Origin of the sequence: Mucilaginibacter sp. OK283, assembly GCF_900110415.1 — a bacterium.
Taxonomy (GTDB): Bacteria; Bacteroidota; Bacteroidia; order Sphingobacteriales; family Sphingobacteriaceae; genus Mucilaginibacter.
The window spans coordinates 552437-566496 of record NZ_FODR01000001.1 but is presented as its reverse complement, the minus strand read 5'-3'; the positions used below and the strand labels follow the sequence as shown (position 1 = coordinate 566496).

General features: G+C 36.4%; 7 protein-coding genes. 2 read left to right on the top strand and 5 right to left on the bottom strand.

The genetic code is table 11. The features are described 5' to 3' along the window. Positions 1-36 precede the first annotated feature (36 nt). Together BMX56_RS02430 and BMX56_RS02425 are read left to right on the top strand one after the other, a co-directional pair. Positions 37-879: a HamA C-terminal domain-containing protein gene (locus BMX56_RS02430; protein WP_090640146.1), complete on the top strand. Its 843-nt coding sequence runs from the start codon at positions 37-39 to the stop codon at positions 877-879. Next, positions 876-3071, top strand: a complete 2196-nt coding sequence (locus BMX56_RS02425; RefSeq protein ID WP_090640142.1) for a DEAD/DEAH box helicase — start codon at positions 876-878, stop codon at positions 3069-3071. The genes BMX56_RS02430 and BMX56_RS02425 overlap by 4 nt, the downstream gene beginning before the upstream one ends. A gap of 483 nt (positions 3072-3554) precedes the next feature. Here the strand turns inward: BMX56_RS02425 and BMX56_RS02420 are convergent, their stop codons facing one another. The 5 genes from BMX56_RS02420 to BMX56_RS02400 all read right to left on the bottom strand — a co-directional run bounded on the left by BMX56_RS02420 (position 3555) and on the right by BMX56_RS02400 (position 13716). Then, complete coding sequence (locus tag BMX56_RS02420; RefSeq protein ID WP_090640139.1) at positions 3555-6458, bottom strand: DUF3696 domain-containing protein; 2904 nt, start codon at positions 6456-6458, stop codon at positions 3555-3557. A gap of 64 nt (positions 6459-6522) precedes the next feature. After that, on the bottom strand, positions 6523-7878 hold the full coding sequence (locus tag BMX56_RS02415) for a hypothetical protein (protein WP_090640134.1): 1356 nt from the start codon (positions 7876-7878) through the stop codon (positions 6523-6525). Between the two features lie 2 nt (positions 7879-7880). After that, on the bottom strand, positions 7881-10106 hold the full coding sequence (locus tag BMX56_RS02410) for a DGQHR domain-containing protein (protein ID WP_090640130.1): 2226 nt from the start codon (positions 10104-10106) through the stop codon (positions 7881-7883). After that, positions 10099-11340 carry a DNA adenine methylase gene (locus BMX56_RS02405; RefSeq protein WP_090640125.1) on the bottom strand — a complete coding sequence of 414 codons (1242 nt, stop codon included), beginning with the start codon at positions 11338-11340 and terminating at the stop codon, positions 10099-10101. The genes BMX56_RS02410 and BMX56_RS02405 overlap by 8 nt, the downstream gene beginning before the upstream one ends. A gap of 72 nt (positions 11341-11412) precedes the next feature. After that, positions 11413-13716, bottom strand: a complete 2304-nt coding sequence (locus BMX56_RS02400) for a DGQHR domain-containing protein (RefSeq protein WP_090640120.1) — start codon at positions 13714-13716, stop codon at positions 11413-11415. Positions 13717-14060 lie beyond the last annotated feature (344 nt).

Below are 14060 nucleotides of genomic sequence, written 5' to 3'. Positions count from 1 at the left end.
TGCTTAATAAACCTTCTGTCACATATCGTAATACCAATGCTTCGGCCGTTTAAATCTGATTTAGTTCTTGAAGAAAAGATTTCTGACGCTACGCTTAAAGCGTACTATGTCGGTTTTGACCAAAACAAATTCCGTTTTGTGCCCTTAGTAGATGTCATCAGAAATGTCATTCCAGAATTTGCCTTGGGCTATCATTGCGGGGAACAAGTCCCCCTCACCGAAATCATAGAACGCCTTAAAGAGGCCGCGGAGACCGTTTATCTGACAGAAAAATACCAAACCAGAGGCGAATTTGGTGAACTGATCTTACACTTGCTGTTACGAGATTTTCATAATACCGTACCTTTAATATCTAAAATCTATTTTAAAGATTCTCACAATGTACCTGCGCATGGTTTTGACGGTGTTCAAATCAGCATCAATGGTGATGAAAAAAAGTTATGGCTGGGCGAATCTAAATTATATAAATCCGGGAGCGGTGGTATCAGAGATTTGGCTGGTGATATTACCAAACACGTAAACGGGGACTATTTACGTCGTGAGTTTAGTTTAATCTCAAAAAAGCTGCCTAATAACATTCCCGATATTGAGCATTGGCGGGCTTTGATGGATAAACACCAACGGCTTGATGTCATATTTTCCAGTATCGTTATACCAATGGTATGCACTTACAACAGCAGCGTATTTGATGGTCACAATGACAATACGCCGCAATGTATTTCTGATTTTATTACTGAGTGGAATCAGCTCAATAATGAATTTGTCAGGTTGAAAGGCTCCGTTAATGTTGAGATTATTTTAATGCTTTTACCGGTACCTGACAAGGATGCGCTAAACACAGAATTGGACGCAAGGCTAAAATTAATGCAAAAGATATGACCTTTCAAACCACTCCTGAAGCCATTAAATTCATATCTGAATCGCAGTTTATTGATTACGACGATAGCTTCAGTCTTTCAAAATATTGCTCCCAATTATTAAGAAGCAAGGAACACGAAAGAGACGGCCGTGATATTGTCATCCGTGTACGGGATGCCTGGTCCAGGCTGCAGGAGAATACCAAACCCATTTGGAATGACCTGACGGAAGCGGCAGGTCTTTATCCTTATTTAGATACACAAAATTTGTCTACAAGTGCGCTGCTCCGTTATGAGTATCATAAATCTCCTTTTATGGATGATATTTTTTTACACGAAGAGCAACAATATTTGTCGGTAGTACTTCAGAGTAAAAAATCGGTTGTGGTAAGTGCACCTACCAGTTTTGGCAAGAGCCTGTTGATTGAGGAAATTGTGGCCAGTCGGCTCTATAAGCAGATTGTGATCATTCAACCAACGCTGGCTCTGTTGGATGAAACGCGTAAAAAATTATTGAAATATCGGGAATTTTATAAGATTATCGTTTCTACCAACCAAAGCCCGGACGAGCAAAAAAACAATATTTTTCTGTTCACGGGCGAGCGGGTTGTTGAATACGAGCATTTTGAAACCGTGGATTTCTTTGTGATCGATGAGTTTTATAAATTAAGTCTGAACAGAGACGATGACAGGGCAATTGCGCTCAATCAGGCATTTAACAGGTTACTTAAATTCACAAACAAGTTTTACTTGCTTGGTCCAATGATCAAAAATATTCCTGTTTCTTTTAAGGAGAAGTTTGATCTGACCTGGTTCCCAACGGAGTTTTCAACTGTCGCTGTAGATGAGAAAAGTCTGGAAATTACAGGTAAAGTTAAAGCGACTGAAAAAAAGCAGCAAAAAAAAGCAGGTTTATTCAATTTCTTGTCCGGATTAAATGATCAAACACTGATCTACTGTTCCTCACCTAATAAAGCGACAACTCTAGGAATTGAGTTTATAGCTATTCAGAAAGACAATCAGATTAATTTAGGGATTGATAACCCGGCGGAAACCCAGGACATCCTGGAATGGATCGCGCAAAATATCAATCCGAGGTGGTCTCTTATTGACGCTATTAAATCTGGTGTGGCATTTCACCATGGCGCCCTGCCACGGCACCTGGGAAGTTCCATTGTAGATGCTTTTAACAACGGCTCAATCAGATGGCTTTTCTGTACATCGACTCTAATTGAGGGGGTCAACACTTCAGCAAAAAATGTTGTTCTTTTCGATAAAGAAAAAGGGACAAAGCAGATCGATTTTTTCGACTATAAAAATATAGCGGGGCGTTCTGGGCGGATGAATAAACATTTTATCGGAAATGTAATCCGCTTTGAAAAACAGCCGGACCAAATGGAATTATTTGTAGATATTCCGTTGTTTGACCAGGAAAATGCGCCGTTGGAGATATTGATTGCATTGGATGATGCAGACGTGGTCAAAAATGTAAAACATAAATTGGATGCCTTTAATAATTTGGATGAAGATTTAAAAAAAGTATTAAGGAAAAATTCCAGTATTAATATTGATGGTCAGTTAAACATTATTGCACTGATCGAAGCCAATATCCACCAGTACCGGTATTTGTTAAACTGGACTGCCTATCCAACTTATGATCAAATTTTGGCTGTAATTGATTTGGCTTGGAATAATCTTCTAAAGCCAGGCGAAAACAAAGCTGATATTCGGAGTGCAGCACACTTAGCGGTTTTAACCATAAAATACAGTCAGCTAAAATCTGTTTCAGCATTGATAAACGACATCATCAATGACCCCTTCTATATTGAACGCTACCCTGATCAGCAAACAAGGATCAACTCAATGGCCTTTTTTATACTGAACATTGTGAGGCATTGGTTTGATTACAAGTTACCAAAATGGATTTCCGTGATTTCCGATTTACAGGAATATGTTTTAAAAAAACATAATATACCTTTTGGAAATTATAGTTTTTTTGCCAGCTCATTAGAGCATACGTTTTTACCACCCAGCCTCGCAGCTTTGATGGAGTATGATATTCCTGTCTCTGCCATTAATAAGCTAAGGCGATTTCTCAACGAGGAGCTAAGTTCAGAAGTTCTTATCAATCAATGCAACAATTTGACGGACGAAGCTTTAAAAAGTCGCGGGCTTATTAATTATGAAATAAAGAAAATAAGGAATGCATTTTAGTGACAGCTGTGATATGCAGATTTAATTTAAAAACTATAACATAGTTTGGTTTTAGATATCCTGGCGAGCTATAGCAAATGAATACGTCGATATGTGTATTTGATAATGTTCAGTTATCCTTTATTGGATTATATGCTAGCATTACTTTTTAAGTTAATGAGATCGTTATTCTAATCTTATATGATGGTTCCAGTATTGTTCCGGCTCTTAAAACGATTAACATTTTGCTACTATTTTGATACTTTTTTAGTTTGCACTTATTCAAATAGGAACATCGCAAGGTAGCCCTGTCGCCATCAGGATCAACTTTTTAGCATCTTCCAACGCCGCACCTTCAAGAGTCAGTGCCTCTAAACCATCATTCTCGAGATTAATCAGCTCTGAGATTTCCTAACTGCCAAAAGCACATAAATCTCGCCTACGTTGGATTCTGGTAAATATGTAACATCTCTTTTATAACTTGGTATAATTAGATAAATCATATTATAAACACCTAAAAATAGCCTCAACCTGATTAACGTAATTCTGTGCGGTACTCTTATCAATAATAGAATTGGTACAAATACTACTACTATAGGTGTGTCCGGCACAATTTCTTAAATCTAATATATTGCGACAAGTGTCAAATAAACCTTCCGCAGTATTGTAATTTGACCAAACGCTTTTCAGATAATTTGAAAATTCTATCATTAAAGGAACAGAATTGTAATTGTAAGTAGAATTTATTGTTGGCGATATATAATGAAATAATTCAAAGATTTGAGTTAAGCCACCAAATACATAGCTGTTGGATGCACTACTTATGTAATTTTTAAGATTAAATATGTTGACCTTTTTATCTATGTCTAACTCATAAATAGAATTAGTACTATCAAGACTTAGTCCCAAATCAGTAAATACCTGTCTGATTTTATCCTTATAGTTTACATCATTACACCAGAGGTTGATATTAGGGGTACCGTTAATACTTTTGAAATCATTCACCCATTTTATCATCTCAAATTCAACTGCTCGGCCATATTGTATAATAACAGGCGCAAAATCAGCATGGTCGGCTAAATTGTTTAGTAGATATTTACCAGTCGATAAATATTGAAGGGTTTTTGCGTTGTCAATTTTATTTTTGTCTATAATCAATTCAATCTCAGTCAAATAATTTGAATAATCAGTTTTGGCTGTATACTCGTCAATTATTTGTTCTTGCTCTGTTATGAGTGTTTGAAGTTCTAACTCTTTCTCCTCCTTCTCTTGTTTAATTGCACTCAGTTTTTCCTCTAATTCATTTTTTCCCGAAGTTGTATTTGACAATTCTTGATTTAGTTGCTCTATTTTAGCATCATAATCTTTAAGTGTTTCACTATACTTTTTAGCTTCTTCTTTTATTGTTTCATAATCTTCGACAAACCTGTCCCTTTGAATATTCAACAAGCTTAGTTTCAAATTAGCCTGTTCGTCGAAAAATCCTTCTCCAAAATACTTGTTGTAATCAATACTACCGTCCTTACCAATCGCTACCTGATTAACGTACTTCTCTTTCAATCCTTCTCTCACATTATTAGGGTCATTGAAATAATACATTTTAACATCATCAGGAGAGACTATTTTTTGACCTATATATTCTTGAAATTTATAAATTAAATATTCGCTATGCGTTTCTAAAAGGAACTGAATATTAAATCTGGATGCAGCATCAATAAATAGCTCAGCCATTTTCGACTGTAATGATGGATGCAGGTTAGCTTCTGGTTCTTCTATTAATAAAGTTGAAGGGTTAAAAAAAACTGTTTCGTTTTCATAATAACCGTCCTCATGATTGAAATTATATCCGTGGCTGATTTGATGCTTTTGAGCGATGATAGCTATTTTCATGATGATCGGAAGTAATTGAGATATACCATATCCCATGTCGATGAGTGGTGTTTTTGTTCCATCGAAATTAACCAGGAATATTTTCGTCAACCCAATTGTTTCATCTCTGAAGACTGAAAGCTCCTTTCCTATCTTAAAGCCTTTCTCTTTCTTATTTTGATTTTCATCCAATTCATCGATCTCTCCCTTACCAATCCAGAAATTGACGAAATTTTGGATTTGCCGGTGACTATCCAAGTTAATAGACGAAAAGTCACTTACGATCTGAATTTCTTCACCATTTTGCTCGTCAATGAACCATTCTCTATTTCTGCCTCTCGTAGTTGGTAAAAAATAAACTTTGTTTAGACTATCGATTTTCTTTTGAACGATATCTGAAAAATCTTTTTCAATCGCTCCCAAAAGGCTTGCAAAAAGTTGGCTGTTCGGTGTTGTCTGCAACATTGAGGATTTAAAAATCTCTCGCAAATTCTTTTCTTCGCCAGTTTCCTGAATTTCATCAGGCTTCTCGTTTTTTAATTCAGTAGTTACTATGTCTCTTTCTACACCGTCTAAAATATTCGAAAAACTATGCTTAAAACATTCTAAAATTTTCTGATGATTATTACTCTTTCCTCGAAGAAGCTCCGTCGTGACCATTCGATCTATCGCTAAAATTTTTACCTTTTCGTCTTCCGACAGTGCCGAATAATCAGAAAAAAGACTTTTACCTTCGGTGAGTTTTTCTGTAAAACCTTCGTAACCGTCTTTCTTCTTATTAAAGAAAGGTAGGTCAAAACCGACACCTTTAAAATTTTTAATTCTACTAAAAAGGTCCAAAGTAAAATATTCTTCAGTTTTTTTATTAGGATCTAACCCTGTTTCTTTTTCTAAAAAAGGTGTGTCTAGAATAAGTCGAAGAATTTTTTTTAAATTGAGACTTGTCCTCATATCCCATTCGGGACCGTCTTCGGGATTCTCATGATACGCTGTGATATTCGTCCAATGTAAATGTTCCCCATCCTTTATAATCGAAATACTTTTAATATCGTGTGAAACAATAACTTGTTCTCCGTCAACGGTACGTCTTTTAAACCGTCTTAGACCATATCGGATTTCTAAATTTGCACTTATCTCCCGACTGCCTCCAAACTTTATTGGAAAAACAAATATTAAATCTTCATCCTCTTCAAAAACAGGCAGTTCGCTTAGATGGCTGGCATTTCGTTTATCAAAATCTGAAAGTAAAGCGTACATACTTTGACTTTTTTGAGTTTGTGAATTTTTAAATGCCGTCATTGAAACGCGGTTAACGATACGTTCGAGACTTCCAAGTTCATGTCTCATTGCCTTAAAATCCAGGGATTCTGAAACAATTCCTTCTTTTAAATTATGAACCAAAAAATGTATCGCTTTAAAGACGGAGCTTTTGCCCGCATTATTTGTACCTGTGATTAACGTAATGGGTGCAAATTCAAGATTTTCTTTCTTAGTGAAAGTTCTAAAGTTTTGTAATCCTAATCCCTCTAAGTTCGGCATTATTATATGTTATAATTTTTTAAGTCTAATGCTATTTATCTTATAGATAAATTTAGTAAGAACCCTAAAGGCCTAAATTCCACAAGTAAGCTTTACTAAGGCTTTTGTGATGTGGCATAGAGTCCCTAAAGTTTGTTTTAAAATTAAAAGGAGTAAACACCGTTGCAGGATTATCGATCCATGTTTGAATGTCGGACAATTCAATTTGAACATCGCTCCATAAATCAGACAATAAATATGGTTCAGCAGTCAGATTCCAGTAGCCAAGTTTTACACCGATACTATCAAACCAAAACTTTAGATCTGCTTTTGTGGTTCCCGAAAGGCGTAGGAGATTTTCGATCATCTTAGTATTAACTAACAAAATCAAGCAAGCGCGTGAAATGATCCCCATTGGATCAATTTGACTTTCTAATACGGGAACTGAATAATTTATATTTGAAGCATGATCAAAAACCAAATTATCAGAAGGGACTGTCACTCTACGCAAGAAATCAATCAAATTCTTGCTTTGAATATCATTGGGATTTTTGCCCAAAGCTGTAAAAATAGGCTTAATGTCCTTTTCTACATCAAGCTGGTTCATTCCCGTATATGAAAATAAATCATTATACATTTTCTCCAACGAGTTTCTAAGAATAGTATCTGCAAAAGTTCCGGAAGGTGAACACAAATTCCATAAGTCGATCACGAATTTAGCTCGCGCTTTAATGTCATCTGCTAAAAAAACATGAGTAAGATCGAACGTTTGGGGATTGTAACTGACAAAATTTCTAAGTTTTTGTTCCGTGTCTATAACATTTAAATCCATGCTCCAGTTTTGTAACCAGGCGGAGGCTTGATAGCCGGCCACCTCTGAACTGAATCCAGTTGCCGTAAGCCAGTCACTTAAAGATTTGTCTTGAGCAGTAAAGCCATTAAAAATGAGATTAGCATTACCCGGGGCATTTAACCAAGTGTCAAAAGCGCTTTTTGCAAATACGTGTGTTGGTTTATCTACAGGTAATGCGGAATGTACGTTTCCGGTTGAATCAATGATAATATTTGCTCCATTAAACGTACCGACTCCCTGGCCCGCCATAAACGACATGATACCTCGTAGTTCGGCGTAATAGGCATTATGAATTGCGTTTCCGTAATCTCCTTCCAACAGTGAATTGACCGCAGAGGATAGATAAGCCCAACCATTAAAACAATGTATAAACACTGAGGTCGAAACATATTTAATAACTTCAGCATTATTCAACGTACCGGCTGTTAAACCAGCTTTTACCTTGGTTATCGTGTCTACTATATACCTATTTTCACCATTATTCTGCCAGGCATTTTTGGGGTTATAGGTGCTTCTTAAGCTTGCTAAAGTAGCAATTATTGAATTGCTTGACGCCAGATTAATATTTGTAATATTGGTAAAGGCCATATCTACAATCCTAACTTTGATTGAACATTCATGGCAATCTCGGATAATTGCCTTACATCTTCGTTAGAATGGATTTGCTTAGTTGATTGTGACAAAATACGAAGTAGTTGCATCCTCATTTCACGGTACCCGCCACTACCACGGAATTGATTTTGATTTTGTCGCTTTCTGTCTTCCTCTGGTATCTGCGAATCAAATGCAGATGGTGTACGCCAATCGAATTTTTCTACTATTTCTTCAGAAAGAGCATTTAAAAAATCGTGAATCACCTTTTCGCTCCTGAAAGAGTTGACAATTTTTTCGATAGCCTCATCAGTCGTGAATTTTTCAGTGTCAATAGACACATAAAATTTATTCAGCTTTAAAAAATCATAGGCAACAAAAGATAAATCATTAAAGAGGAACAATATCGGGCGAATTCCCTGATCTGTTGTGAAAAAACTAAGAGGATGTGTAAAAGCGAAACTGAGGTCACTTGGATTTGCCAATTGACTTTCTGTAGGTCGTTTCTTGAGATCAGTTACCCATTCAGCATTGCTTTTACCAACAGCCGAATTTATTGATTTCCATATGGTAATTAAATAAGCGGCTTGTGTTTCTTTATCCCATTGAATAATATCCTGTTCGCCGGCATTCATTTCTCCGCCAAATAGGCCACCAAGCTTTCCATCCCATTTTTTCACAAAGCTGGTAGTAAGCGAGTTTATGAACGCATTTTGAGAAACTGGACCACCACTATTATCGCCAGTATTTCCGAGCATATTAATTCGATTAAACCACGGGCTAACCGGACTTTTCCAAAGTAACTCTGTGAGTTCTTGTGCCCGAACTTTTTTATAAACATCAGGACCATTCAAATCCTGCTCAAGCCAGTCTTGAATGCGAAGTAGTGGCATAAGATCATAAGCTAGGCTGGTGTTTATTCGTTTAGGCTTTATATTAATAGTATAAAATAAGTAGGCTTGCCAAGTGAAATCCAAGTCATAGAAGGCTACGACTGGAAATTCAAAATCACCCTGTAGGTCCAAAACATGATCAAACGCTTTAATACGATGTTGGCCATCAATAATTTCGATTGGTGATACAATTGGGGTCCAGTTCTCCGACCATATTCGTTTTGGTAAAACTAATTCTGCAAAGTTTTCATCAATGTCAATAATCTGAATCGTGGAATCCGCTTCAATTACATTTTGCCTTCGAACGCTCTCCGCCCCAAGAATGTTAGCAATAATCGAGGTGGGCAACCAGCCAGGCATCTGTAAATTCCTGTAGGTTTCAGTATCCTTTTGTTGAGATGTAATCGTTGACCAAGGAAAACCTCCGGTTACATATTCTCTGATCTCATTAGACCTATCCTCACTATGTTTTCTTTGACTGAATTGTTCATCATTTCTTGCTACTGACGAATTTCGAGAATGTACAGAGTATATACGTTTGAGCAATAAAGCCGGAATGTTAAACTGAAAAAAATACTTTCCCGGCTTTTTCCTGTTTTTTGTATTAAAATTAGGGACATGTTCCCAAGAGTCCAGCCATTGTTTGACTTTCAAGGCCTTTATTCGGCCATATTTTTCAAACGTAATACCATTCTTTTCAAGCTCATAAAGTGAATTTGATATACCGGTACCATTTACCCACTGTTCATATTGAGCCATGGATAAGCTCAGTAATTTATTAAATTTATAACGTTCTGAAAGGTCTAAAAAGTTGTCATCTGCCTCTTCTTTGCTATGACCAATTCTTTCTAGTCTATTGATGAATAATTGTTTCGTTAATTTTCCGACTTCTCCTGAGGTAAACAATAGTGACAGATCGTATGGGACCTGTGATTTTCTCCTAAATACTTTATCTGCGGCACCGGATTCTACAAGCATGCCTCTGAGGTTGGTCAGTTGTTTGTCTTTATCAATATCCAAAAGGCCAGACATATTACCTAATGAACTTTTGTCAGCGAACAACTCAATCGTATTGGCATGGGTAGTTATAGATGCAACCAATGCGAAAAGCCCTAACTGATCGGGGTAATTATAAATTTCTTTCCAAAAAGAAGGCAATTGGTCATCCAATGAATTCATACCCAGGAAATGGTATAAAGTTGGAGGATCAATTGGCTTTTCTCGATTTAAGTAAGCACTTATTTCATTATTTAGAACGATGGGGATAACCTTAACAGTGTCGTACTTAGTTAAGGAAGCATTCAGGTTTGTGATAGATGGTTCTTTAGGCATTTCTTTTAAAACTTGCAACAATTAAATATTCGACGACATCCCGCTCCGGATCTTCAAAGCGCCCCATGGTGCTATGTTTATGTTCCAACGGTTTAACGTGTAAATCGTAATTTTTTATCGTAAAAATAGATTCAGCCAACTCTTTTATTTCTTCAATTTTCACTACGCCATTATCGCTATAGCTTAGCACCAATTGTGCTTTTTTAGCCAAGACACCGCGAAACAAATCTTCGAATGCCTTAGTTGCTTTTGTTTTTTGGGAAAATGGAGATTGATGACGGTCATCACGATATCTTCCTTTATGAGTTATTGTTGGATAATCGTATTTAGTTAGTGTTTCTAATGCGTGGTAAAATCTTGAATAATGCACCGGAGCATAGGGAGGATCGGCGTAAACGGTACAGCCTTCGGGTAGACTCTCAAGGCAAATTTCGAAACTTAAAGTTGTTGTCAGAAGTGTTTTTAAAGAATTATCTAAACAATCAAAAAGTTCTTTTAATTTCTTAGAAAAAAGTTCTAAAAGATTTTTCTGCCTGTAAGTTATAATGTTGTTTATAGCCTCAATACTATTGCCGTCTCTATATTGTGCAAAATGCCCGGTGCTTTGCGTAGTATATGACATAGCATACATCAAGCTGGATAGAATTGGATAGTAAACAGGGGACGTTTTAAATTCTTCAGCACTTTTCCTGAGCGAATCAATCCAAACGCATTGTTCAAATGACCAATATGTGCCTGAATACATTTTAACAAACAGATGATAGTCAAAATCTATTTGTTGACCATCCAAAAGTTGTCGTTGCAATGATTCAATATGTTGATACAACTCAAGGGTTTGAACCTTTGAATAATCAAAAAATAAATCTGGAAATTTTGTCTTAAACCTCGATTCATGTTGTTTTGCTACCAACAAAATTTGCTCGTGGATTATGGAATAATCGAATTGACTTAAATCTGAAAAATAGGTTTTTGCCAATATTGCGGAATACTCTTGGACGTCATTTGATATAAAATTGAGCTGTTTACGCAATGCTGCGGAAACTGAACATGAGCCTGAAAATAAGTCACAGACAGGTATATCGGGGTTAGTATGAATGTCAACAATAGCGTTTGTAATAAAATCTATTATTGGTTTCTTCGAACCCATATATTTAATAATATGTGGAATCGCCGTGATATTGCCACGCTTATCGGCATAATTATCACTTTTCTGGGTATCGGAAACTATAAACATAACACTTGCAAAGCTATCAAATAAGGTTGTCCGACAGTTCTTTTTAAATTTAAATTGGTTTTGGAAGTTAAATTACTCATCTGTAGCAATTACCTCTTCTTCCACCTCGTTAATTTGAATACCGAGCCATTGGTGTAATGTCTGTAAACGCTGGTAATGGTCTAAACTCACAGTTTTGCCGGATGAAGCGTGGGCAACAATTCGTCTTCCTTCATTAATAAAATCTAACCATTCAGTTCTTTTGTCCTTACCGCCCTTTCCGTATCCAAACTTTTTTTCAAAAATTTCCCAGTTGTCGTGGATGATTTTTTTATAGTCCAAGAGATCGAAATAATATTCTTTACCACCTCTTTTATTTTTATCTTCCTCCATGCGACTTGATACTTTGGTTCTGATTGTTTGTGGAATACCCTCATACCACCATATTTCATCCTCTGTACCAATATTGAGCTTTAATTCATCTATTATATTATTCTGCAAGTTAACCTCCATTTGATCGATGATTTCCTTAGCATTTTTATTGGTCTGTTGTTTTTGAAGGTTTTGCCATTCGTCCAAGCCGTCCGGGTTGAACTCCGGCATAATACTCCTCATACCAACCTGACATTGCATCGTGCGATAAGTTAACCCCTGGATGCCCCGCAAATCCCTAAATGATTTTCGTTGACCCTCAGTTAACCCCGCTAAAAATTGGCCCAGTGCAACACTATATGGTTTGATGATGTCAGCCAATTCCTGGTCCGAACAACTAACTAATTTGAGCCCCTTCTTTTCCAAAAGCTCAAATAGATTTCTGAGCACAGAAAAAATAGCGGCAACCCCATCATTCATTGATAGACCTCCGCCGGGAGCCGACCCTAAATTCCACCAGACAGTATTGTGGTTGGCAACTTCACTAAGCCATACGTTTAGGATGAATGTAGCTCGTTTTAGCGTGCTATTATTATTGCCCGCCCAAAGTGGGCCGTATTCCAGTACATTTCCGCCACGTTCCTTAGCAATAAAAAAGCCCTTCTTTTCAATTTGGTCAAAGAGACTTTTTAAAGTAATACATCTAACATTGTCTTTAACACCATCGGTTGTTTGAATTCTGTTAAACAATATTGAACTAGGGTCATTATTTAAATCCTGGATACTTTTCGAAATAATCGCGCTTACCCGGTCAGACAACTTATCAGAATCCCAATGCAATTCCGCAAATAACTCCTGCAATAGCGATTGTTTTACGCTCTTTTGTTTGGCATTAATATCAATAAAAAGTTCTGCTTGTTTACTTGGTTTGAGTCCTTCAAAAGCCATCACCAAAAGCTTACTTTTGTGCGACTTCGGATGTCCTGAATAAGCATATAGGCGATGCTGGCCATCGATGATCCACGCTGATTTATAAGCTGCTTTAATGTCAAGCCATCCCAGTATCCCCGCGTTAATTTCATCATCCTGATCACCTTCTTGTTTGATTCTTTGAAAATTAAGCCTATTTTTTTCGATGTTTAAAATAATGTTGGTGGGAAATATTCCGTCCTCTGATAAATATTCTCTGATTTTATTTAGCCGAGATTTAGTCAGCATTCGCTGATAAGTATTTATATCGGAGGCTTTACCTTTAGATCTGTGAGACACATAAGCGATCTTCAACAGAAATTCTGGTGATATTGAAAAGGTATAACAATTGTTACCGCCCATTTTGCTTTTTATAGCAGGAATTTTGATAGACAAGCCAGGAATTTCTTTACCTGGGAGCATGTCTGATAAGATTTGATATTTGGCCGCTGGACCGAGATGGTTGACTAAATTTTCATAATAAGTCAAGTCAACATCGTCAAACAATATTACGTTGGATTGCTTCGCTCGTTCTTTATCATTTTCATTTACAATGGCCTTACTTAAAAACATAATAAATACCGGCTGTTTTTTGACCCCATCATGTGAAAAATTATTCCTTATGGCTTTGATAAAAGGATCTTTTATTTGAGAAAATTTTCCCAATTCTTCTTGAAACTGGATACGCTTTCTGTAATCGGCGGATGACTTGCACTCAATCGCAATTGCGACTTCACGATCTATAGCGACAATATCAATCTGAGACTTTGGCGAATTTTTTTCTTTTGGATTGATAATAAGTTGGCCACCACCCTGACCGGAAAGTTGGCTAAACCCCATTTTAAAAAACATATTCCATACCCTATCTTCTAAAAGCAAGGAGTGCTGTTTATTTCTTTTAACTTGTATGGTCTTGGTCAATTTTTTATAAAACTCCCATCCCTGCACCACATAAGTTTCCAAGTCAGCGGGGTGAATAGCTTTTATTTCAAAGGCCCGACCTTTTAATCGAGATAATCCAACTAAGTCAGAAATGTCTTTAACATTTTCAATCATAACATGATAATAGTGTTTAGGTAACTAAAACGAAAATTTGGTTTAAATCCTTACTACAATAAAGCGTTAAGGTAGAAATTATTGTAGTAAAATTGATTATATGTTAAAAAATTGTAAATCAAGTGATTTTGTTGTAATAGCATGCCTTCATTTATATAATGATCCTGCAATCAAATAGTGTTTACAAACGAGAAACATGGGTTATTATGGGTTTCATAGCTAAAAATGAATTAGCATAAAAATTCCGCTGCAGCTATTAATCCGTCAGAACTAATTTGACCACCGAGACCAAATGTTAAGGTAGCCATAATTTGACTAGTCAAAACAGCTTGCCGTATATATTG